At 69.4% G+C, this 24044-nt stretch carries 15 protein-coding genes; 9 read left to right on the top strand and 6 right to left on the bottom strand.

The window, feature by feature from the left end; all coding sequences use genetic code 11:
• Positions 1-5 precede the first annotated feature (5 nt).
• Positions 6-1661, bottom strand: a complete 1656-nt coding sequence (gene ctaD / locus JNL41_RS18005; RefSeq protein ID WP_293477411.1) for a cytochrome c oxidase subunit I — start codon at positions 1659-1661, stop codon at positions 6-8.
• Positions 1662-2282: 621 nt separating this feature from the next.
• Here ctaD and JNL41_RS18000 point away from each other — a divergent pair.
• The 4 genes from JNL41_RS18000 (at position 2283) to JNL41_RS17985 (ending at position 9227) form a co-directional block, all read left to right on the top strand.
• Entirely contained in the window at positions 2283-2669 is a 387-nt protein-coding gene (locus JNL41_RS18000; protein ID WP_293477350.1) for a GreA/GreB family elongation factor, read from the top strand.
• Between the two features lie 504 nt (positions 2670-3173).
• Positions 3174-4970, top strand: coding sequence for a CIA30 family protein (locus JNL41_RS17995; protein WP_293477348.1), 1797 nt, complete (start codon positions 3174-3176; stop codon positions 4968-4970).
• A 15-nt stretch (positions 4971-4985) separates the two neighbouring features.
• Positions 4986-7712 carry a M14 metallopeptidase family protein gene (locus JNL41_RS17990; protein WP_293477346.1) on the top strand — a complete coding sequence of 909 codons (2727 nt, stop codon included), beginning with the start codon at positions 4986-4988 and terminating at the stop codon, positions 7710-7712.
• Between the two features lie 33 nt (positions 7713-7745).
• A complete protein-coding gene (locus JNL41_RS17985; RefSeq protein WP_293477344.1) occupies positions 7746-9227 on the top strand; it encodes an amidohydrolase in 1482 nt (493 codons plus the stop codon).
• 89 nt (positions 9228-9316) lie between these two features.
• Here the strand turns inward: JNL41_RS17985 and JNL41_RS17980 are convergent, their stop codons facing one another.
• From JNL41_RS17980 to JNL41_RS17970, 3 genes are read right to left on the bottom strand one after another with little or no spacing between them, the layout of a single operon-like run.
• The gene (locus tag JNL41_RS17980) at positions 9317-10237 is read right to left on the bottom strand and encodes a polysaccharide deacetylase (RefSeq protein ID WP_293477342.1); all 921 of its coding nucleotides are present in this window, start codon (positions 10235-10237) and stop codon (positions 9317-9319) included.
• Positions 10237-10992, bottom strand: coding sequence for an SDR family NAD(P)-dependent oxidoreductase (locus JNL41_RS17975; RefSeq protein ID WP_293477340.1), 756 nt, complete (start codon positions 10990-10992; stop codon positions 10237-10239). The genes JNL41_RS17980 and JNL41_RS17975 overlap by 1 nt, the downstream gene beginning before the upstream one ends.
• Positions 10989-11777 (bottom strand): IclR family transcriptional regulator, encoded by a 789-nt coding sequence (locus tag JNL41_RS17970; RefSeq protein ID WP_293477338.1) that lies wholly within the window; start codon positions 11775-11777, stop codon positions 10989-10991. The genes JNL41_RS17975 and JNL41_RS17970 overlap by 4 nt, the downstream gene beginning before the upstream one ends.
• A gap of 407 nt (positions 11778-12184) precedes the next feature.
• Between JNL41_RS17970 and JNL41_RS17965 the strand changes: the two genes are divergently transcribed.
• Entirely contained in the window at positions 12185-15244 is a 3060-nt protein-coding gene (locus JNL41_RS17965) for a TonB-dependent receptor (protein ID WP_293477336.1), read from the top strand.
• 60 nt (positions 15245-15304) lie between these two features.
• Complete coding sequence (gene ggt / locus JNL41_RS17960) at positions 15305-17059, top strand: gamma-glutamyltransferase (RefSeq protein ID WP_293477333.1); 1755 nt, start codon at positions 15305-15307, stop codon at positions 17057-17059.
• A 39-nt stretch (positions 17060-17098) separates the two neighbouring features.
• Here ggt and JNL41_RS17955 read toward each other — a convergent pair whose 3' ends face one another.
• On the bottom strand, positions 17099-18019 hold the full coding sequence (locus JNL41_RS17955) for a LysR substrate-binding domain-containing protein (RefSeq protein WP_293477331.1): 921 nt from the start codon (positions 18017-18019) through the stop codon (positions 17099-17101).
• 330 nt (positions 18020-18349) lie between these two features.
• Positions 18350-19099, bottom strand: coding sequence for an amino acid racemase (locus JNL41_RS17950; RefSeq protein ID WP_293477329.1), 750 nt, complete (start codon positions 19097-19099; stop codon positions 18350-18352).
• Positions 19100-19449: 350 nt separating this feature from the next.
• On the opposite strand from JNL41_RS17950, the gene JNL41_RS17945 reads away from it, so the two are divergent.
• The 3 genes from JNL41_RS17945 to JNL41_RS17935 form a co-directional block, all read left to right on the top strand.
• Positions 19450-20190 (top strand): SDR family NAD(P)-dependent oxidoreductase, encoded by a 741-nt coding sequence (locus JNL41_RS17945; protein ID WP_293477327.1) that lies wholly within the window; start codon positions 19450-19452, stop codon positions 20188-20190.
• Positions 20191-20197: 7 nt separating this feature from the next.
• On the top strand, positions 20198-21514 hold the full coding sequence (locus tag JNL41_RS17940) for an MFS transporter (RefSeq protein WP_293477325.1): 1317 nt from the start codon (positions 20198-20200) through the stop codon (positions 21512-21514).
• Positions 21515-21538: 24 nt separating this feature from the next.
• On the top strand, positions 21539-24044 hold a 2506-nt coding region (locus tag JNL41_RS17935; protein ID WP_293477323.1), incomplete at its 3' end, for a zinc-dependent metalloprotease.

The raw sequence follows: 24044 nt of genomic DNA, 5'->3' as shown, positions 1-24044 counted from the left end.
GCCGCTCAGGGCCGGTCCGACGTGATCTGGGGCAGTTCATCGAACTGATGGAAGGGCGGCGGCGAGGGGAGGGTCCACTCCAGCGTCGTGGCGCCTTCCCCCCAGGGATTGGGCTCGCCCTTGCGGCGGCGAAGCGCGGCCTCGATGAGCAGGACGGCGAACACGCCCATGCTGACGGCCATGATCGCGTAGCCGATCGACGAAACCTTGTTCCAGAAGGCGAAGCCCTCCGGGTAGTCCACGACCCGCCGCGGCATGCCCTGCAGGCCCAGGAAGTGCTGCGGGAAGAAGATCAGGTTCGTGCCGGCGAAGAAGATCCAGAAGTGCAGCTTGCCGAGCACCTCGTTGTACTTCACGCCGAAGATCTTCTCGAACCAGTAGTAGAAGCCCGCGAAGATCGAGAAGATCGCGCCCAGCGACAGCACGTAGTGGAAGTGGGCGACCACGTAGTAGGTGTCGTGTACGCTCTGGTCGAAGGCGGCGCCGGCCAGGGCGACGCCGGTGACGCCGCCGATCGTGAACACGGCGATGAAGCCGAAGGCCCACAGCATCGGGGTGCGGAAGTCGAGCGACCCGCCCCACATGGTCGCGATCCAGGAGAACACCTTGATGCCCGTGGGCACGGCGATGACCATGGACGCGGCCTGGAAATAGGCGGTCAGTTCCAGGTTCATGCCCACGGTGAACATGTGGTGGGCCCAGACGGCCGAGCCCAGGATGCCGATCGCCGCCATCGCCATGACCATCCCCAGGTAGCCGAAGATCGGCTTCCTCGAGAACGTCGCCACCACATGGCTGATGATGCCGAAGCCCGGCAGGATCATGATGTAGACCTCCGGGTGACCGAAGAACCAGAAGAGGTGCTGATACATCACCGGGTCGCCGCCGCCGGCTGCGGCGAAGAACGACGTTCCGAAGTTGCGGTCGGTCAGCATCATGGTGACGGCCCCGGCGAGCACCGGCAGCGTCAGCAGCAGCAGGATCGCCGTCACGAGCACCGACCACACGAACAGGGGCATGCGCATCAGCGTCATCCCGGGCGCGCGCATGTTGAAGATGGTGGTGATGAAGTTGATGGCGCCCAGGATGGACGACGCGCCGGCCAGGTGGATCGAGAGGATCACCAGGTCGACGGACGGCCCGGTATGTCCGCTGGTCGAGAGCGGCGGGTAGAGCGTCCAGCCCGTGCCCGCGCCGGGACCGGGACCGCCGTCCACGAACAGCGACAGGGTAAGGAGCCCGAACGCGCCGGTCAGCAGCCAGAACGAGATGTTGTTCATCCGCGGGAACGCCATGTCGGGGGCTCCGATCATGATCGGGGCGAAGAAGTTCCCGAAGGCCCCCATCTGCGCGGGCATGATCGTGAAGAAGATCATGATGAGCGCGTGCGCCGTGACGGCGACGTTGAACCCGTGCCTGCCCTGCAGCGCGCCCAGGCCCGACAGCCAGGAGCCCTCTGCGAACAACTGCACGCCGGGCTCGTAGAGTTCCCAGCGCATCAGGCCGGACAGCACGCCGCCGACCACGCCGGCGAGCAACGCGAAGATCAGGTAGAGGCGGCCGATATCCTTGTGGTTCGTCGAGAAGAACCAGCGGGCGAAGAAGCCGGGCCGGTGGGCTGCGGCATGTTCGACGTGGGGGGCCGAAGCGGTGCGCTGCATGGAGGACATGTGGCCGACCTCAGCGCCGCTTGCCGGAGAGCGCCATGAGCAGGACGTGGAAGAGGTCGGTGGGTCCCGGGAGAGGGGCGTGGACCTCGGACATGGCGGTGGCTCCTTCTCGGGGTCGGCGGGCCGGTGCGGTGTCGGCGCCTGGTCCATCGGCCGGCCCGCGCGGCGCGGCCGATGCGATCTGACAGGCTCCGAATATATATATCGTGGCACGATATAAGTAAACGCCACCGTGGACGATTCAGCCCTCGCCCGGGATTTGACTCCGGCGGGCCGGACCCCCACGTTGGAGCCGTCATGTGCCATTCCGCTGCATTCGCGCGCCGACAGCACCACGCGGGTCGCCTCGTCGCAGGCGACTGACCCCGGGTCCCGAATGCCAAGGCGCTTCGGGCTCGGGGCGTAGCCTCCTTCTGCGTGATCTCGACCTCAGTCCCCGCGCCGCGAAGCCGGCTCGGCGGCTTCCCGTTCCGTCGCAACCCCGTCCGAGACCGCGTCCGTCGTCGACGCGGTCGCGGCGGCGCGTCGACCCCATTGACCTCTGCGGCCGTCGACCGGGCGGCCGCGAATCCGAAGGCGCCCGAGATGTCCCTGCGAAGCCATCAATTCCGAATGCCGCCCGTCCAGGTGGCGGAATCCGAGTACGAACGCCTTGCCAACCTGGCGGCGTCGAACACGAGCCGGGGCGCCGCGCTGCTGGGCGACGAACTCGCCCGCGCCGCCGTCCTCAAGGACGATGCGGTTCCGGGCTCGGTCGTGCGTCTGGGCTCGGTCGTCGCCTTCACGGACCTCATGACCGCGCGCACGCGGCGCGTGCAGGTCGTGCTGCCGGATGACGCCGACATCGACCGTGGCCGGCTGTCCGTCCTGACGCCCGTCGGCGCGGCCCTACTGGGACTGACCGCCGGCGATTCCATCGCCATGAGCACGGAAGCCGGACGGTCCCACGTCCTGCGGGTCGAGGCGGTCGAGGCCGGGGAGGCTGCCGGCGCGGTCTGACGAAAGAGCGGCCTTGCGCGCCACCGCGCCTTTATTATATCGTGAAACGATGGATATGTGAGTCACTCTGGCGCATCCCCCGGGTGCCCCGAGCGAGGCGGTCCGGACGTATCCCCCTATCCGCGGCCGGACCGCCGTACCGTCGTCGCGGCCGACCCGCCTGTCGGGCGTCCGCAGGCAGCGCGTTCTTGTGCGCCGCAGGAATGGGCCGGGCGCGCACACCCCCGGCCCACTGGGGCGCGGCGCGCGGGGCGGCCATCCGCGGGGGCTCCGGCGCAGACCCGGAACGTCCTCGCGGGTGGCTCATGCGGTGCAGGCGCGGGGCGTAAAGCTCCGGTTTCACAAATCGATCTGATCGTATCAATTATCTCAAATTATACTTGAATTTCGCATCTATATTGCGCGCGACAATTGCAATACGCAGGCAATAATTCAGTACTCCGAATTGGATGTCCGGCCCCCTGATCTGAACCGGGGTGCGGCCGGGCCTGCGGTGGGGATCCCATGACGAACAGATTGCGGGCGGCGACCTTGGGGCTGGTTTTGGGCGCGGCCCTGAGCCTCGGTCCGGCGCTGGCGGCGCCGAAGGGGTCCGTGGTCGCGATCATGGGCGCCACCGTGTTCGACGCCACGGGCGCGCCGCCGCACGTCGCCAACGTCATCGTCCGCGACGGCCGTATCGCCGACGTCGGGCCCAAGGCGAAGGCGCCCTCCGGCGCCACGTTGATCCAGGCCAGGGGCAAGGCTCTGCTGCCGGGCTTCTTCGACCTGCACACGCACTGGACGCCCGGGGGCCAGCCGGCGGTCGCCCCGCCCATCGCGGCGGCCTACGTCTCGTCCGGCGTCACGACCGTGAACGATTTCCACCAGCCGCCGGAGGCATACGTTCCGCGCCGCCGCTGGGCGACCACGCTCACCACGCCGCACGTCAACTTCACGGCCCGGATCAGCACCCCCGGCGGGCACGGCGCGGACTGGGCGGATGAGGCCACCACCAAGTGGGTCAGCACGGCCGAGGGCGCGCGGGCCGCGGTCAGGAGCCTGATCCCGTACAAGCCCGACGCCATCAAGGCGTTCGCCGACGGCTGGCGGTACGGCGCGGGGCCCGACAACACCAGCATGGACTACTGGACCCTCTCGGCGATCGCGGACGAGGCCCACAAGAACAACCTGAAGGTCCTCACCCACACCGTCACGGTCGAGCGCGGAAAGATCGCCGCGCGCGCCAAGGTCGACGTCATCGCCCACAGCCTGCAGGACCGCGAGGTCGACGACGAGGTCGTGGCCCTGATGAAGGCCAACGGGACGACTTACGCCCCGACGCTGGCGGTCTACGAACCGATCAAGCCGGGCGCGCCGCAGCCGGCCAATCGCGACGATCCGCGCCTGCAGAACGCGCTGAAGAAGTTCGGCTACGCCCTGCACAACGTGAAGGCGCTGCACGACGCCGGGATCATGATCGCGGTGGGCACCGACGCCGGGATGCCGGGGACTCCCCACGGGGCGTCGACCCTTCGCGAAATGGAACTGCTGGTTCAGGCCGGCCTCACGCCGACCGAGGCGCTGATGGCCGGCACGGCCAACAGCGCCAAGGCGATGAACGAGCTCTCCGACCGCGGTACGATCGAGAAGGGCAAGCGCGCGGATCTCGTGCTGATCGACGGGACGCCCTGGATCAACGTCGCCGATATCCGCAAGACCAGCAGCGTGTGGATCGACGGCAAGCTCGCGTATGGCCCGGGGTTCAAGCCCACGCCGGCCGACGGCCAGACGGCGATGCCGGCCATCAAGGCGAAGGCGCTGGTCGACGATTTCGAGCGGGCGGATGGCCGCACACAGGCCGACACCCTGCGCCTGGACGACGTGGACGGCGGCCACGACCGCTCGGTTCAGGTGAGCCAGGTGGTGGTGCGCAACGGCGCCGACCATGCCCTGCTCGTTGCCGCGCGCATGGCGCAGAAGGAAGACCCGAGCGCCGGCGTCCTGCTGCCGCTCAGCCGCGGGTCGGTGGAGCCGGTCGACGCCAGCGCCTTCAAGGGCGTGCGCTTCGACGTCCGCGGCGACGGCGGCGCCTACGACTTCACGGTCGGCTCGCGCAGCGGGCGCTGGCGGGCGCCGCTCAAGGCCGGCCCGGAATGGACGACCGTCGAGATTCCGTTCGCCGACCTGAAGCTCGTCCCGGGCCGCGGAGCCTCGGCCGGGCCATGGACCGGCGCCGACCTCGTCGACCTGGGCTTCAGCGGGGGCCGCGAGGCCGGCCAGCGGCTGTGGCTGCAGATCGACAACGTGACGTTCTACTGATCGAGGGACCAGGGCATGAAATGCAACCGCACGGCCTGGGGCGCCGCCGCCGCGCTGGCCCTCTGCCTCGCCGCCGGGCCCGTGACGCAGGCGGCGCCGGTCACCTCGCCGAGGGAAGCCTTCGGGCACGACATCGGCGACGACTACTTCCTCGCCAACTACACCCAGCTCGAGGCCTACTTCAAAACCGTCGCCGGCCAGTCGGACCGCATGAAGCTGGTCGAGATCGGCAAGACCGAGGAGGGCCGCAGCGAATACATGGCCATCGTCTCCTCGCCGGCGAACCTGGCCAGGCTGGACCGCTACCGCGAGATCGCGCGCAAGCTCTCCAGGGCCGAGGGCGTGTCGGAGCAGGAGGCCCGCGCGCTTGCGGCCGAGGGCAAGGCGGTGGTCTGGATCGACGGCGGGCTGCACGCCACCGAGGTCGTCGCGCCGCAGACGCTGATCGCGGCCCTGCACCAGTGGCTCACCCGGGACGACGCCGAGACGAAACGGATCCTGGATGACGTGATCATCCTGTTCGGACAGGTCAATCCGGACGGCATGGAGCTGGTGTCGAACTGGTACATGCGCAACACCGACGAGAAGAAGCGCGAATTCCAGAGCTTGCCTCGGCTGTACCATAAGTATATTGGTCATGACAACAATCGCGACTACTACATGTCGGCGATGAAGGAGACGACGAACGTCAATCGGATCTTCTTCCGGGAGTGGTATCCGCAGGTCATCTACAACCATCACCAGACGGGTCCGACCGGGACGGTCGTCTTCGTCCCGCCCTTCCGCGATCCGTTCAACTACAACTACGACCCCCTGGTGATGACCACGCTGAGCGAGGTGGGGTCGGCCATGCACAGCCGCCTGATCGCCGAGGGCAAGCCGGGCTCCACCATGCGCAGCGGCGCGACCTACTCCACCTGGAACAACGGGATGGAGCGGTCGATCACCTACTTCCACAACCAGGTGGGCCTGCTGACCGAGATCATCGGCCATCCGACGCCCTTCGACCTGCCGCTGATCGCCAGAAACCAGATCGCGCGCAACGACCTGCCCGCGCCGGTCGCGCCGCAGAAGTGGCATTTCCGCCAGTCGATCGACTACTCGCTGACCATGAACTACGCGGTGCTGGACTACGCGTCGCGCAACCGCGAGCGCCTTTTGTTCAACATCTGGCGGATGGGGACCAACTCGATCCAGCGCGGGCGGCGCGACAGTTGGACCGTGACGCCGCAGAAGATCGCGGCGCTGGAGAAGGCGGCGAACGGCACCGCCATGGTGGGCGCCGGCCGGAACCGCGGACTCGACCCGGGACTCTACAAAGCGGTCCTGCAGGATCCTGCCGACCGCGATCCGCGCGGGTACATCATCCCTGCCGGGCAGGCCGACCTGCCGACGGCGGTGAAGTTCCTGAACGCCCTCATCAAGACCGGGGTCGACGTGAAGCGGGCCACCGCGCCGTTCACGGTCGCGGGGAAGTCCTATCCGGCCGGATCGTATGTGGTGAAGGCTGACCAGGCCTATCGCCCGCATGTGCTGGACATGTTCGAGGCGCAGGACCATCCGCACGACTTCGCCTATCCCGGCGGTCCGCCGATCCCGCCCTACGACTCCACCGGCTACACGCTGGCGCTGCAGATGGGCGTGAAGTTCGACCGCGTCATCGAAGGGTTCGACGGCCCGTTCGAGGCGGTTCCGGATCTGCTGGCGCCGCCGCCCGGACAGGTCGTGGGCGAGGGCAAGGCCGGCTTCCTCCTGGGTCACGAAACCAACGACAGCTTCATCCTGACGAACCGCCTGCTGAAGGCCGGCCAAGCGGTCTACTGGCAGAAGGCGGAGACGATCGCGGCGGGCGCCCGATTCGCGCCGGGCGCCATCTGGATCCCCGGCGTCGAGAACCGGGCGATCGTCGAGAAGGCGGCGCGCGATCTCGGGCTCACCGTCTACGCCGTGGATGCCGCGCCCGGCGGCGAACAGATCAAGCTGAAGCCGGTCCGCGTCGGCATCGTAGACAAGTACGGCGGCAACATGCCGGCCGGCTGGACGCGCTGGCTGATGGAGCAGTACGAGTTCGACTACAAGGTGGTCTACCCCAAGCAACTCGACGCCGGGAACCTCGCCAAGGACTTCGACGTCCTCGTCTTCGCCAACAACCTCATGGCGATGGAAGAGGGGACGGACGCGCCCCAGAACCGCCAGCCCAAGCCGGAGGACATCCCGCCCGCGTTCCGGCCCTGGCTCGGAGAGATCACCAGGGACAAGACCGCTCCCAGGATCGCCGAGTTCCTCCGCGAGGGCGGCTCGGTCGTCGCCATCGGCAGTTCGACCGCGCTTGCGGACATGGTGGGGACGCCGGCCATGAACGTGCTCAACGGGCCGGACGGAAAGCCGCTGTCGCGCAACAGCTTCTACATTCCGGGGTCGTTGCTGGAGGTTGCGGTCGACAACACCCAGCCGCTGGCCTACGGCGCGCCGTCCCGCCTCAACGTCTTCTTCGACCGGAGCCCCGCGTTCGCGGCGAAGGTCGGTCGCAGGGCGGCCTGGTACGCCGAGCGCGATCCGCTGCGGAGCGGCTGGGCGGTCGGCCAGGATCAGCTCGAGGGCGCGAGCGCGGTGGTCGAGGCCGACGTTGGCAAGGGCAAGCTGATCCTCCTCGGTCCCGAGGTCGCCCAGCGCGGGCAGTCGCACGCGGCCTTCCGCTTCCTCTTCAACGGCCTGCAGTATGGTCCCGCCGCCCGTCCCTGAGAGGGGGCCCCTTCGCCCTGTCCGGAGTCCTGAATGCCCAGTCCACGTCTCAACCCCGTGTCCGCCGCCGTCCTGGCCGCTTGCCTGCTCGGCGGCGGCGTCGCCCACGCCCGGGTCGCCGACGCGCAGCGCACGCAGATCCGCGCCACCGTCGACCGCGGCGCGACCCATCTGGGCGAGGTCGCCCAGCAGATCTGGGGCTTCGCCGAGGTGGGCTACCAGGAGACGAAGAGTTCGGCCTTGCTGCAGCAGGAGCTGAAGCGCTCGGGCTTCGAGGTCGAATCCGGCGTCGCCGGGATGCCGACCGCGTTCGTCGCGCGGTTCCGCAATGGCGATGGGCCGGTGATCGCGATCCTGGCGGAGTTCGACGCGCTGCCGGGCCTGGCGCAACGGGCCGTGCCGCAGCCCGACCCGATTGCGGGCCAGGAGGCGGGCCATGGCTGTGGCCACCACATCTTCGGCGCCGCGTCGGTGGCCGCCGCGCAGGCCGTGAAGGCCTGGATGGCGGCCAACAACATCAAGGGCGAGCTCCGCGTCTATGGCGCGCCTGCGGAAGAGGGCGGGTCGGGCAAGGTCTACCTTGTCCGCGAAGGCCTCTTCAAAGACGTTTCGGCGACGCTCCACTGGCACGCGGCCGACGTGAACGACGCCTCGCAGGGCGTGTCGCTCGCCAACATCAGCGGCAAGTTCCGCTTCGCCGGCCTGTCCGCCCACGCTTCGGCCTCGCCCGAGAAAGGTCGCTCCGCCCTCGACGGCGTCGAGATCATGAACGTCGCGGTGAACTACCTGCGCGAGCACATCCCGATGGGGGTGCGCATCCACTATGTGACGACCGACGGCGGCAGCGCGCCCAACGTCGTGCCGGACAAGGCCGAGGTCTACTACTACGTCCGCCACACCGACCCGCAGGTGGTGCGCGACGTGATGGCCCGGGTGCAGAAAGCCGCGGAAGGCGCCGCCATCGCGACCGAGACGAAGGTGTCGTTCGAGCAGACCGGCGGCGTCTACAACATGCTCGCCAACGACACGCTGGGGCGGCTGATGGACCAGAACCTCCGCGAAGTCGGGGGCGAGGCCTGGGACGCCAAGGACATCGCGTTCGGCGAGGCCATGCGCGCGCACCTGCCGCCCACCAAGCTGACCCTCGACAGCGTCAAGGAGATCCAGCCCTACCGCACGGACCGGGGCAGCGGCGGCTCCACCGACGTGGCCGACGTGAGCTGGGTGACGCCGACGGCCGGCATGACCGCGGCGACCTGGGTGCCGGGCACGCCCGCGCATAGCTGGCAGGCGGTCGCCGCCGGCGGCACGCCGATCGGCTTGAAGGGCGGTGTGGTGGCGGCCAAGACCCTGGCGCTCACCGCCGCCGACCTGTTCACCGACCCCAAGACGATCGCCAAGGCCCAGGCCGAGCTCAAGCAGAAGCGCGGCGCCGACTTCACCTACAAGGCCATGGTCGGCGACCGGCCACCGCCGCTGGACTACCGGCGCAAGTCCGGTGAGGCCCAGCCGTAGGGAGGATCGGCGTCGCCGCCGGCGCTGAACAGGCCCGGCGCGCGTCGCCGGGCCCGCCTTCAGCCGTCGGGCCGTTCTGACGGCGCGCCTCAGGCCGCCGCGGCGCCGGTCTTGCCCTGCAGCCCGCAACGGGCGGCGACGTGCGCGACGACCTGGGCGTGGGTGGCGAACCAGGCGCCCTTCGACTTCGCCAGCCGGATCACCTCGTCCAGGATCCAGATGCGCGAGCGGGCGCCGATGATGTGCGGATGCATCGTGAGCTGGAACAGGCCGCCGTCCGCCGCCGCGCCCTCGAGTTCCCGACGGAAGATATCGAGCACGGCTTCGGGGGCGGTGTAGGGCCGCAGGCCCGAGAAGCGGTTCATGCCGAAGTAGACGGCGTCGTCGCGGATCCATTCGACCGGCAGCTCGACCACCCCCGTGGGTTGGCCGTCCATCTCGAGTTCGTAGCAGTCGTCGTCGGCCATCAGCGAGCTGTCGTAGGCGAGGCCCATCTCGCAGATGATCCGCAAGGTGTTGGGGCTGAAGTCCCAGGACGGCGTGCGGATGCCGACGGGCCGCTGCCGCGACACCTGCTCGAGGGTGTCGCGGGCCCGGAGCATCAGGTCGCGTTCGGCATCGTAGGGCAGCGTCGAGTTCAACTCGTGGATCCAGCCGTGGATGCCGATCTCGTGGCCCTCGTCGACGAGGCGTCGCTGCTCCTCCGGATGCAGGAGCGCCGACACGGCCGGTACGTAGAACGACGCCGGCGCCTGGTGGCGCGCCAGGATGTCCATGATCCGCGGCGCGCCCTTGCGCGCGCCGAACTGGCCCCAGCTCTGGCGGCTGATCGATCCGCCGCCGTCACGCAGGTCGTTGGTCTCGTGGTCGCTGTCGAACGACAGCGCTACCGCGAACGGCGCGCCGCCCGGCCATTGGTCGGGCGCGAGGCTGCGGCCCGCGCGCACGCGCTGCACCAGGCCCCGCCAGTGGCTTTCGGGCCATTCCCAGGGTTCCGGCGCCTCGCCCATCAATGGCCTCCGTTGACCGACAGGATCTCTCCCGAGATGAAGGAAGCCTTGTCCGAAGCCAGGAACGCGACGGCGTTGGCGATGTCTTGCGGGGCGCCCAGGCGCCGCAGCGCGACGCCCTCCACGATCTGCCGCTGGCGTTCGGGGCTGTAGCCGGCCCACTGCCGCTCGGCGGCCTCGTTGCTGCGGACGAAGCCCGGGGCGACGGCGTTGACGCGGATTCCGAAGGGCCCGAGCTCGTGGCAGAGCTGGCGCGTGAGGCCCAGAACGGCATGCTTGGCCGCGCAGTAGGCCTGCACGCCGGTCAGCGAGGCCTTGAAGGCGGCGCCCGACGCGATGTTGACGATGGCCCCGGCGCCGGCCGCTTTCATGCCTGGGACACAGGCGCGGCTGAGCGCCATGGCCGCCCCCAGGTTGATCTCCAGGACCCGGTCCCAGTCCGCGTCGCTGACGGTCTCGATCGGGGCGTGCGCCTGGCCGGCGACCCCGCCGGCGTTGTTGACGAGCACGTCCACGGCGCGCCCGGCATCGGCTTCCACGCCCGCGATCCACGCGCGGGCGGCATTGCGGTCGGTCAGGTCGACGACACTGGTCCACGCGCCCGTCGCGGCGGCGAGGGCCGTCAGCTCCGGGGCGCGCACGTCGCAACCGTGAACGATGGCTCCGCGGGCGGCGAACGTCTCGGCGATCGCGCGGCCGAACCCGATGGCCGCCCCGCTGACGACGACGATGCGACCGTCGAAGCTGCGGCTCACGTCACTGCATCCGGTGCGCGCGCGGGGTGGCCCAGTTGCTCGCTGACCGCGCCGGCGGCGGCCTTCACCGCGGCGATCACGCGGTCGCGCTTGTCTTCGAAGCGGTTGGTGACGCAGCCGGCGTTGAGGGCGGCCACCACGCGACCCTCGCGGTCGAAGACCGGGGCGGCGACGCCGGTCCCGCCCAGCGCGAACTCCTCCACCACCACCGCGTGACCCTGCCGCCGAACCCGCCCGAGGATCTCCAAGATCGCGCCCTTGTCCGTCACGGTATGCCGCGTCACCGCCGGCAAAGGGCCGTCGCCGATCATCTGCGACCAGTCGGACTCGGGGCGGCCGGACACCAGCACGCGCCCGATCGCCGTGCAGTAGAAGGGGATCGGCCGGTCGGTGTCGGCGGCGTATCGCACCTCCACGTCCGCCACGACCTGGGCGACCACCTTCGCCTGGCCGGCGGCGTGGAAGACCCCGAAGGTGGTCGACTCGCCCAGCGCGACGACCAGTTCCTCCATGATCGGCCGGGCGGCGGCGACCAGGGCGGCGTGCGGGTCCACGTGCCAGCCGTACCCGCCCGCGCGGAACGTGTCGGTCAGCGCATAGCGGTCGCTGAGCGGGTCGCGCGCGACGTAGCCCCGGTTCACGAGGGTCCGCAGCAGCATGAGCGTGCTGCTCTTCGGCGCATTCAGCCGCACCGTCGCCTCGCGCAGCAGGACGCCGTCCGAAGCGGCCGCGATCAGCTCGATCAGGTCGAGGACCCGCGCGGCGGAGAGCACATTGTCGGTCATGCCCGCGAACCGCCGTCAGTCACCGGGCGCGCCGGCAGGGCCTTTGCATATAGCCAACCGGAAGTCGGGACAGAAACGCCTTTTGGTTGTCGTATCGAGAAGGCGCGGGCGTGATGTCGGCGTGAGACTGAACGGCGCGCGGCCGCCGAGACTTGCGGACGGTTCGCAACGCTCATGGCGCAGCCGCCTGCTACCGAATGGCGCGGCGTGGGCGCAGGCCGGACACGGGCCGGGCGCCTCAGAACTCATCCATCACTGCGCTTTATTGTTCGATCCAAGAACAGTTGTTGGACGCGAAGCGCGTTAGCTGCTTCACAGTCCCCAATCGCCCGGCGTCCTTCACGACGGGTAGACAGAGGGGACAACAAGTCATGATGAGGGGATCTGCATCCCGCCGGCGCGCCTTCATGCTCGCCACGAGCGCGTTCTGCGCCATCAGCGCGGTCGCCGCGCCGGCGGCGGCTCAGACCGACGCCGCAAAAGACGGCGAAGTCGCGGAGCTGGTGGTCGTCGGCTCGCAGATCCAGGGGAGCAAGGTGACGGCGGCGCTGCCGGTGACGGTGGTGGACGCGACCCAGATCCAGGCGACCGCCGCCGGGTCGGGCGACGAGCTCTTCCGGACCATACCGCAGGCCGGCAACGTGACGTTCAACTCGAGCTTCCTGCCGGGTTCGTCCAACTCGGCGCGCGGCGACGTGAACTCGATCAGCCTGCGCAACCTCGGCGCCGGCAACACCCTGGTGCTGATCAACGGCCGGCGGACGGTCTACCACCCGACGACCCAGGCCGAGTCGCTGGTTCCCACCTTCACCTACAACACCAACGCCATCCCGATCGCCGGTCTGAAGAGCGTCGAGGTCCTGCGCGACGGCGCGGCGGCCATCTACGGCACCGACGCCGTGGCCGGCGTGATCAACACCGTGCTCCGCACCGACTACGACGGCGCCCAGCTCGAGTTCCAGTATGGCACGGCCACCGGCACCAACCTGCGCGAGGGCCGCCTCACCGGCCTGATCGGCCAGAACTTCCAGGAGGGCCGCGGCAACCTGACGCTCTTCGGTTCGCTGGACAAGCGCTCGGCCCTGCTGGCCTCGGACCAGGACTACACGGCCTCGTCCAACAAGCAGCCGCTGTTCGCCGGCACGGAATTCGCCAACACCGTGAGCCTCGATGCGCGTTCGGCGACGACGGGTTTCGGCGCGTTCCAGGCCGCGGGCGTCACCACGGCGATCCGGCAGGGCACGACCGCCATCACCGGCGCCACCGGCATCTTCCACTTCTCGCCGCAGTCGGTGAGCTGCACCGTCGTGGTCGGCCCGGGCCTCTGCGTCGTGCCGGGGGCCATCAACACGACCACCGACCGCGCGTTCCGGGTCGACAACCTGGCCTCGACAAAGTCTTCGGTCATCCCGCAGGCCGATCGCCAGAACCTGTTCCTGACCGGTCACTACGACATCACCGAGGACGTCACGTTCTTCGGCGAGGCCGGCTACTATCACGCCCGTACCGAGGGCAACGTCGCCGCCTTCAACGCCATCGGCACGTCGCCGACGATCAGCATCGGGCCGAACGCCTACTACAACCCCTTCGGCGCGACCACGCTGGCCAACGGGCAACCGAACCCAAATCGCCTTCCGAACCTCGTCGGCGTGCCCGCCGGGGGGCTGCGCCTGACGTTCAACACGGTGGGTCTGCTGGATCTGGGCGCGTCCCAGGTCATCGTGACGAACGACCAGTACCGCGTCCTGGGTGGGCTGAAGGGCAAGAAGTTCGGGTTCAACTGGGAAAGCGCCGCCCTCTACTCCGAAGCGACGGTCGACGACCTCTCCTACGCGGTGGACGGCACGGCCTTCTCGGCGGCCGTCAATCGCACCACGCCCGACGCCTACAACCCCTTCAACGGTATCGGTGCGGGCACGAACCTGCTGACGGGCGGCGACCAAACCCCGTCGAGCGCGGCCGCGATCGCCGGGCTCATCATCCCGATCACGCGCTCGAACAAGACCACGCTGGCCTTGTGGGACTTCAAGGTGAACCGCCCCGACCTCCTGACGATGTGGGCGGGCGACATCGGCATCGCCGCCGGTGTCGAGGTGCGACGCGAGACCTACCGGGACAACCGCGACAAGAACGTCGACGGCACGGTCCCCTACATCGACGCCGTCACCGGGCCCATCGTGGGCGGCGCCGTGGCGCTCAGCAACATCCCCGGCACCTCGGTGTCGCCGGACGTGAGCGGCCACCGCACCGTCAAGTCGGCCTACGCCGAACTCGCGATCCCGCTGGTCTCGCCCGAGATGAACATCCCGCTGGTGGATCGCCTGGAGGTGCAGCTCGCCGGACGGGCCGAGGACTACAGCGACGTCGGCAGCATCGCGAAGCCGAAGGTGGCCGCCGCCTGGGACGTCATCCCGGGCTTCCGCCTGCGCGGATCGTGGTCGCAGGGGTTCAAGGCGCCCAACCTTGAGCAGATCAACGTCACGACGGTCAGCCGCACCAACAACCGGCAGGACTACTACTTCTGCGAAGCCGACCTTCGCGCCCGCCGTATCACCAGCTTCACGCAATGCACCCAGTCGCGGACCACGCGCGCCGTGCGGGCCGGCAACCCGGACCTGAAGCCCGAGACGTCCGAGAGCCTGTCCTACGGCATCGTGTTCCAGCCGGAATTCCTGCCGCCGGAGATTGGTCGCCTGATCTTCACGGTCGATGTCTGGAAGATCAAACAGAAGGGCATCATCGGCCTGTTCGGCGAAGGCAACGCGGTCATCCTCGACTACCTGCTGCGCCTTCAGGGCTCCTCGAACCCGGCTGTCCACCGCCTGGCGCCGACCCCCGACAACATCGCCGTCTTCGCCGGCACCGGCCTGACGCCCGTGGGTTTCGTGGAATACGCGGACGACAAGTACGTCAACCAACTGCCCCAGGTGGCCCAGGGCGTCGACGTCGGCGTGAACTACCGGCTCAGCACCGAGAGCTTCGGCGACTTCAGCGTCGACGTGAACGTGGCGCGCCTGGACAAGCTGTATCAGTCCCCGACCGAAGGCCTGGCCCTGCTCATCGCCGCCCGCGATGCCGGCCAGATCAACGCGGGCACGATCATCACGGGCGGTCAGGACCTCGTCGGCCAGAACGGCACGCCGGAGTGGCGCGGCTCGGGCTCGCTGAACTGGCGCTACAAGAACTTCACGGCCAACTGGTTCACGACCTACACGGGCAAGTTCTACTCGACCGCCCTGACCTACGCGGCGGGAGGGTTCTACAAGGTGCCGGACACCTGGGTGCATAACCTGTCGGTCTCGTACACCTTCGAGGACGGCAACAAGTACCTGGAGAACACCCGTGTCCTGATCGGCGCGCGCAACGTGTTCGACAAGGACCCGCCGCTCACCGCCGATGGCTACCAAGCGTCCGTCTACAACCCCTACGGCCGCTACCTCTACTTCAACATCCGCAAGGAATTCTGAGCCGGGTGATCAGGACCCCTCCCGCCGGGCGGGAGGGGTTTTCCTTTCAGGGAGCCAGTCATGGGTAAAGTCGCGCGCACCGCCCTGAGCGGGGTTCTCACCCTGTCGCTTGCGCTGGCCTGGCCGCTCGCGGGGGTCGCACAGGAGGAATCCGGCGCGGGCCGCCTCGAGCGGACCGGCGGCGATCTCATCGGCTATGCGTCGATCCACCATCCGGTGGTCGGGCGTGACGGCATGGTGGTGTCGCAGAACAAGATCGCGTCGCGCATCGGGGCCGACATCCTGGCCAAGGGCGGCAACGCGGTGGACGCGGCGGTCGCGGTGGGCATCGCCGAAACCCTGACGCTGCCGCGGGCGGGGAACATCGGCGGCGGCGGCTACATGCTGGTCTACGACGCTGCCAGCAAGAAGACGACGGCGATCGAATACTACGGCGAGGCGCCGCGCGCGGTGACGCCAGACTTCCTGCTCGGGCCCGACAACAGGGTGTCGCCGGACAAGGTCCAGTCCTTCAAGGGCGTGACCGTGCCCGGGACGATCGCGGGCCTGTACGAAGCGCACAAGCGCTTCGGCAAGCTGCCCTGGAAGGCCCTGGTGCAGCCGACGATCGACCTGGCGCAGAAGGGCGTCGTCATGAGCGACGACGAGGCCCGCGCCCTGGCGTCGCGCAAGAGCGCCATGTCGAAGGACCCCAAGGGCGCGCTGAAGGTCTACTTCAAGGCCGACGGGTCGGCCTACCAGGCCGGCGACGTGTTCAGGAACCCGGACCTCGCCTGGACGCTGAAGCAGATCCAGGCGCGCGGCGCCGACGGCTTCTACAAGGGTCCGGTCGCCGAACGCCTCGTCGCGGCCATGAAGGCCAACGGCGGCATCGTCTCGATGGACGACCTCGCGGCCTACAAGGCCAACGTCCTGGAGCCCATCTGGTCGACCTATCGCGGCTACACCATCGCCTACATGCCGCCGACCTCGGCCGCGTCCAGCGTCGCCGAGGCGATGAACATCCTCGAGCAGTTTCCGATGGAACAGCTCGGGCAGGGCAACGTCGCCTCCATGCACCTGATATCCGAAGCGCTGAAGATCGCGGTGGTGGACCGCCGCTACTCCGGCGGGGGCCCGCAATGGACGACGCCCGCCAAGGGGATCGCCAGCAAGGCGTTCGCCAAGGAGCGCGCCAAGCTGATCTCCATGGACAGGTCGCTGGATTCCAAAACTCTGCCGGGGCTCGATCCGCACCCCTTCGAGGGGCCCGACACGACCCACTTCTCGATCGCCGACAAGAACGGCAACGTCGTGTCGAACACCTTCACGCTGACCGCGTCCTTCGGTGCGCACGTGGTCGCGCCCGGCACCGGCTTCCTGCTCAACAACTCGCTCGGCAACTTCGACTGGAACCCGCGGCCGACCAGCCTCGGCAACAAGATCGAGCCTGGGAAGCGGGCGCAATCGACGATCTCGCCGATCATCATCTTCAAGGAGGGCAAGCCCTGGGTGGCCACCGGCACGCCGGGCGGCGGCACCATCCTGGCGACGATGGTCCAGATGATCAGCAACGTCATCGACCACAAGCTCAACATCGCCGAGGCCGCTCAGCGTCCGCGGGTCTACCAGGCCGGCGTGGACGGCCCGCTGCAGCTCGAAGAGTCGATCCCCGAGGACCTGGTCGCGGGGCTCGTCGCCAAGGGCCACAAGGTCGAGCGCTCGCAGATCATCGGCAGCACGCAATCGATCATGATCGGTCCGGATGGCACGATGTACGGGGCCGCCGACACCCGCCGGCCCGACTCGGGCGCGGTCGCCGTGCGTCAGTTCTGAAGTGACGTCGCGGGCCGCCGCGCGGGCGGCCCCGACTCCTCAGGCGTTGGCGACGAGGCGCAGGTCCGGGACCTCGGTGCGGGGCGCCTGCGAAAGCCCCTTCACGAACATCTCGGCGGCGCGGCTGAGCTTCCGCTCGGTGTGGCGCAGCATGCGGAAAGCCTGGCGCGGCAGGTTCACCGGCACGCGCACCACCACGCCGGCCGCTTCGGCGTCGCGCACCACCAGTTCCGACAGGGCGCCCGGTCCGCCGCCGGCGATCACCGCCGAGCGCACCGACTCGTTCGTCGGCAGTTCGAGGCCGACCTCCAGGTCGCGAACGTCGGCCCCCAGCGCCTGCAGGCCCGCCACGAACCGGGACCGGCTCCCGGAGCCCGACTCACGCAGCACCCAGCGGGCTTCCACGAGTTCGCGCAGGTTCGGGGCGCGCCGCGCCCAGGCGTGGTCGGGGCGGACGAAGACGCAGAGCCGGTCGTCCGCGACGTCGGCGCCGGTCAGGGCCGCGTCGGCGTGCGCGCCCTCGACGAAGCCGAGCTCGGCCTCGCCGCCATGGATCATCCGGGCGACCCCCGCCGTGTTGGAGATGTGCATCTCGATCCGCAGCCGGGGGAAGCGGGTGTGGAAATCTGCGATCAGACCCGGGAGCCAGTAGTTGCCGATGGTCTGACTCGCGCCGATCGAAACCGTGCCGCGGCGCAGGTTGCTGAGATCGGAGAGCGCCTGCTGCGCGTGCTGGACCTGGCGCAGCACCTTCTCGGCCTCGACCAGGAAGGCCTCGCCGGCGACAGACAGTTCGATCCTGCGGCCCACGCGGTCGAAAAGGGCGGTGCCGTAGGCGTTCTCCAGGGCGCTGATCGATGCGCTGACGCCGGACTGGGTGATGTGGAGGGCTTCCGCCGCCCGCGTCATGTTCAGGCGCTCCGCCACGCAGACGAAAATCCTGAGCTGCTCCAGAGTCATGATGAACCCCGCATCTTCCCCTCGTCACAGCGTAGACATAAGCCCCGGCGTTCACCAAAGAGAATATCGTTCACCCTGTCGAACGCCGATTGATGTGGCGCCGCGACCATGATCGTCGGGGCGAAGACGCGGAATCCCACGATCCGGTATGGGACGAGCGCACTGATCTTGCGTCGAAAAACGGCGCGTACTCAGCCATGATGCTGCCAGTCGCGTTGCGGCGACCGTGCTCCGTTGCTGCGGGGCGAGGCAGGGCGGCGCCCAATTCTGAGGCGCCGGAGCCTGGTTCACTCGGCGCAGAGGTCGGTCCGGGGTGGGAAGCCGAATGGCCTAGGCCGGACCGGTCTCGGTCCAGGCGAACGGCGGCGGCAGGGCGCGCCGACCCAGGGCGTAGTCGACCACGGCTACGGCCAGGACCTCCATCGCGTCGATCAGCGGCGCCGGCGCGGTTTCAGGCGTCAGCACGAGGGAGGCCTCCGTGCAGGCGGCCAGGAGGAGGGTGGCGCCATCGCGCGCCAGACGCGCTCCGACCCCAGCCAGTCGCCGGGTGCTGCGTGGGCCGGTGTCGCCGGCCCCGATCGCGTGGAGCAGGTCCATGAACTCGTCGCGCGCCGCGCCCTCCGGGACCACGCTGGAGAGGCCGCGCCGCGCGAGTTCGCTCTGGTAGAGCCCGGAGTGCAGGCATCCTTCGGCCGCGAGCAGGCCGATCGTCGTCCCGGGCCCCGGCGCTCGGGCCGCGAGCGCCGCGCCGGCTTCCTCGATCATGCTCACGAACGGCACGCCGATCGCGCGCTCGATGTCGAACTGAAAGGCGTGGGCGGTGCTGCTGGCCATCGCCACGAACTCGGCGCCCCGGGTCTCCAGGCCGCGCGCCATCGCGGCAAGCATCGGGGCCGGCGAGGGACCGCCGCGCAGAAGCGCGTCGTTGCCGTCGGGCGTCGCGGGATTGCTGTCGACGATGAGCCGGATCCCGTCCTGCTCCCGCGTGCGCGGGGTGAGCCGGTGGATCCGCGCCATCAGGTCGATGGCGGCGGCGTGGCCCATGCCGCCAAGGATGCCGACCGTCTTCGGCGCGCTCATCGGCAGGAGTGCGGCTGGCCGGCGCAGTGCAGAATCCCTCCGAAGTCGGCGGCGAGCGCCACGGTCTCGATCATCTCCGGCGTCAGTGGCGAGCATCCCGGCCCGACACGGCCGTCGTAGCACACGACCCGCTCGCGCGGCAGCGGCGCCGCTGCAGGGCGTGACCTCGAACGCCCACCTCGCCGCGCAGCGCTCAACAATCATCAGCAGAATTTGTAGTAAGCAAAACTCAGACTAATTAAGAAAACAACGAATGTTGATCTGTTGTTTCTGTAGCACAATTCCTCCATCGTTCATGTATTGACGGGTTGGGCGCAAGGATTTCCATGAGCGGCGTGCAGGGGACTCGAGTGGCGCTGGTCACGGGGGGCGCGCGGGGGATCGGCCGGGCCTGTGCGCTCACGCTGGCGCGTGCGGGCCTCGACATCTGTCTCGTCGATCTGCTCGAGCCGGAGATGGCGGCCACCTCGCGGGAGATCGAGGCGCTGGGCCGGCGCGTGGTCGCGCACCACGCCGACGTGTCGGACCACGCGCGCGCGAAGACCGTGGTGGACGCGGCGCGTGACGCGCTCGGACGCCTCGATGTGTTGGTCAACAACGCGGGCAAGCCGCAGCCGAAGGGCATCCTGGAGATCGGGGAGGCCGACTTCGACCGCACGATCGCCGTCAACCTGAAGGGCTGCTTCAACTACATCCAGGCCGCGGCGCCGATCATGATCGCGCAGGGTGGCGGGCGCATCGTGAGCATCTCGTCGCTGAACGCCCACTCCGGTGGCGTCACGGCCGCGGTCAGCCGCTTCGCCTACGCCTCCGCCAAGGCCGGCATCCTGGGCATGACGCGCGCGCTCGCCAAGGAGTTGGGTCCGCACATCCTGATCAATGCAATCTGCCCCGGTCTCATCCAGACCGAAGTGAACGGCAACATCGTGATCCGCGAGCGCGGCGACCAGATCGCCAGGAACGGCATCGCGCTCGCGCGCGTCGGCGTGCCCGACGACATCGCCGAGCTGGTTCGCTTCCTGGCGACTTCCGAACCATGCTTCATCACCGGCCAGGACTTCGTCGTCGACGGATTCCAGTTCCAGGTCTGACCCGCCCTTGACCGCGCCCACCGAGCATCTGCCGCCGCACGACGCGCCCGAGCCCCTCAGCCGGGCGACCCGGCGGCGCGCGATCGTGGCGTGCCTGCTGGGCAACCTCTTCGAGCTCTTCGACTTCGGCGTCTACGGTTACTTCGCAGTCCAGATCGGCAAGGCCGTCTTCCCCTCGGTCGATCCCGTGGTGTCGGTCCTGGCGAGTTTCGCCACCTACGGCGTGGGCTTCCTGATGCGTCCGGTGGGCGCGATGGTGCTGGGCAGCTACGGCGACCGCCACGGGCGGAAGGCCGCGCTGGCGCTGACGATCACCCTGATGGCGCTCGCGACGGGGCTCACCGGCATGGTGCCGTCCTATGCCGCGATCGGGCTCTGGGCGCCGGTGCTGCTGGTGGTCTGCCGCCTGCTGCAGGGCTTCTCGACGGGCGGCGAGTGGGGTGGCGCGACCACCTTCCTCGTAGAGCATGCGCCGCCCGGGCGCCGCGGCCTCTACGGCAGCCTGCAGCAGGTCAGCACGGGGCTCGCCCAGATCCTGTCGATCGGTTCGGCGCTGCTCTTGAACAGCGTGCTCTCCACGCCGGACCTCGAGGCGTGGGGCTGGCGACTGCCGTTCCTCGTCGGCTTCATCCTGGCGCCGATCGGCTACTACCTGCGCTCGCGGGTCGAGGAGTCGCCGGAGTACGTCGCCAATCGCAAGCTCGGCGGGCCGCCCGTCGCGCCGCTGCGGACGGCCCTGACGACGCACCGCAACGCCGTCCTCCTCTGCTTCGGCATGACGATGGTCTGGACGGTCTCCAGCTATGTGTTCACCACCTTCATGCCGACGTTCGCAGCGCAGTCGCTGGGGATCGCGCCCGTCGTGGCGCTCTCGGCCGTCATCTGCGGCTCGATCGTCAACGTGCTCGTGGCGCCGCTCTCGGGCCTCGCACTCGACCGCTGGGGCGGCCGCGGGCCGCTGCTGTTGTCGGCGTCGGGCTTCGCCGTCCTGAGCATCCCGCTCTTCACGCTGCTCGCGACGGAGCCGACGTTCGCCTCGCTGGTGTGCGTCGCGGTGATCTCCGGCGTGCTCTACGGAATCTACAACGGCTCGGCGCCCACGGTGCTCAGCCTGCTGTTCCCGACCTCCGTCCGCTACACGGCGCTGTCGGTCGGCTACAACGGCGCGGTGATGATCTTCGGAGGTTTTGCGCCCTTCGTTTCGACCTTCCTCGTGCGCGCGACCGGCTCGACGATCGCGCCCAGCTTCTACGTCACCGCCTGCGCGATCCTGAGCCTCGCCGTGCTCGCCTGGCCGCGCCGCCGCGACGCCTACGCCTACTAGTTCGACCTGCCCGGGAGATTTCCGATGCGTCCTCTGCTCCGTCGCCGCCTCGCGGCGAGCGTCCTCGCCACCGTCCTGGCCATGGGCGCGCCCGCAGCGCACGCCGCCGATCCTCCGGCGGGCGACGCGTGGTCCAAGGCGACGGCCGGCTTCGAGGCCCAGGAGGGCCTGATCCGCGTCCTCGTCGACCGCAAGGCGAACCGCATACAGCTACGCCTGCCGCGCGCCGACGCGGAGGGTGTCTCGGGCCGCTTCATCTACCAGGCCAGCCTGACGACCGGCCTGGGGTCGACGCCGGCCGGACTGGACCGGGCCGAGACCGCGCGCCCGCTGCTCGTGGCGTTCCGTCGCGCGGGGAAGAAGGTGATCCTGCAGGCCGAGAACCCGACCTTCCGTGCCGGCAACGGCAATCGCGACGAGGCCCGCGCGGTGCGCGATTCGTTTGCGGTCTCCAACCTCTGGTCGGGCGACGTGGTCGCGGAGGGGCCGGATGGATCGGTCCTGGTCGACTTCACCAGCTTCCTCACCCAGGACACGCTCGACGTCGCCGCGCGCCTGAAGGCGCGGCGGCAGGGGACGTACCGCGCCTCGGCGCCGCTCAGCTACGCCGACGCCGGCCACGTGGGGGTGTTCCCCGAGAACCTCGAGTTCGAGGCGGTGCAGACCTTCACGACCGACGAACCCGGCGCCGAGGTGCGCGCGGTGACGCCGGATCCCCGCGCGGTCACGCTCACGGTCCACCACTCGTTCGTGAAGCTGCCGGGACCGGGCTTCACGCCCCGCCGCCACGATCCCCGGACCGGCACGTCGGTGCAGGTGCTGGTGAACGACTATGGCGCGGCCCTGGACGAGCCGGTGGTCTACCGCCTGGCCCGCCGCTTCCGCCTGGAGAAGGTCGACCCGACCGCCGCGCGCTCGCGGGTGAAGAAGCCGATCGTCTTCTATGTCGACCGCGCCGCGCCCGAGCCGATCCGCAGCGCGCTGGTCGAGGGCGCCGGCTGGTGGAAGCAGGCGTTCGAGGCCGCGGGCTTCATCGACGCCTTCCGCGTCGAGGTGCTGCCCGAGGGCGCCGATCCGATGGATGCGCGCTACAACGTCATCAACTGGATCCACCGCCAGACCCGCGGCTGGTCCACCGGCCAGACGATCGTCGATCCGCGCACCGGCGAGATCGTGCGCGGCGTCGTGCAACTGGGCTCGCTGCGCGTCCGCCAGGACCGCCTGATCTTCGAGGGCCTCCTCGGCGCCGACGGGACGGGCAAGGGCGGCGCGGACGATCCCGTCCAGATCGCGCTCAGCCGCATCCGCCAGCTCGGAATGCACGAAACTGGTCATGCGCTGGGCTTTTCGCACAACTTCGCGGGCAGCACGTTCGGCCGGGCCTCGACGCTCGACTATCCCGCGCCGCTGATCCACGTGAGGAACGGCCGGCTCGACTTCAGCGACGCCTACGTCCGCGGCGCGGGCGCCTGGGACAGGTTCTCGGTCCGATGGCTCTACAGCCAGGTCCCGCCCGGCGCCGACGAGGCCAAGTACCTGGACGGCATCGCCCGCGAGGCCTCGGCCCAGGGCATGCGCTTCATCGCCGACGACGAGCACCCGTCCAGCACCCAGTGGGACAACGGCGCCGACCCGGTCGCCGAACTGGCGCATGTGCTGGAGGTGCGGGAGATCGCGCTGAAGCGGTTCGGGCTGAACAACATCCCGAAGGGCGCCGCCGTCGCCGACCTGCGCCGGGTGTTCGTGCCGGTCTACCTGTTCCACCGCTACCAGATCGACGCGGTGGCGAAGCAGGTGGGCGGCGTCGACTACGGCTACGCCGTCAGCGGCGGCGGGCAGGAGCGGGCCGTTCCGATCTCGGCCGCAGCTCAACGCCGCGCCCTGAAGGCGCTGGGCGAGACGCTTTCGCCCGCGCGCCTGGACGTCTCCGACGAACTCGCGGGTCTCCTGTCGCAGGCCCAGTCGGGCACGCCCGACCGGCAGTTCGAGATCGAGGTGTTCGAGACCCTGGGCGGTCCGGTGTTCGATCCCATGGGCGCGGCGGTCGTGGCCTCCGACATGACGCTCCGCCAGCTCGTCGAGGCGCCGCGGCTGAACCGCGTGCTGGAGCAGCACCGGCGCGATGCGGACCAGCTCGGCGTGGACGAGCTCCTGTCGTGGATCTTCGCGAGCGTGCGGGCGCAGGCTGCCGACACGCCGCGCGCCGCGGAGCTGCGCCGGCGTCAGCAGGCCCGGCTCGTCGGCGACCTCGTGGACGTGCTGGGCGACAAGTCGCTCTCGCCGACCGCGGCGGGGCTGATCGAGGACAGCCTTCGCGCCTTCGCCGCTGGCCTGGACACCAAAGCGGGCGGTCCGGAGAGCGTCGCCTTCAACCGGCGCATGGCGGACCTGATCGGCAAGGGCGACCACGAGGCGCTGAAGCTCCTGGCCTCGGATGTCGCGCCGGCCCCGCGGACCCCGCCGGGCAGTCCCATCGGCGAGGATTGCTGGTTCTGCGCGCCCCAGGCGGCGTCGGTCGCAACCGGCCCCG

This window comes from Phenylobacterium sp., assembly GCF_016793285.1.
In the GTDB taxonomy this organism is placed as follows: domain Bacteria; phylum Pseudomonadota; class Alphaproteobacteria; order Caulobacterales; family Caulobacteraceae; genus Phenylobacterium.
Note: the sequence above shows the minus strand (reverse complement) of the source record. Positions and strands in the feature narration are given on the sequence as shown.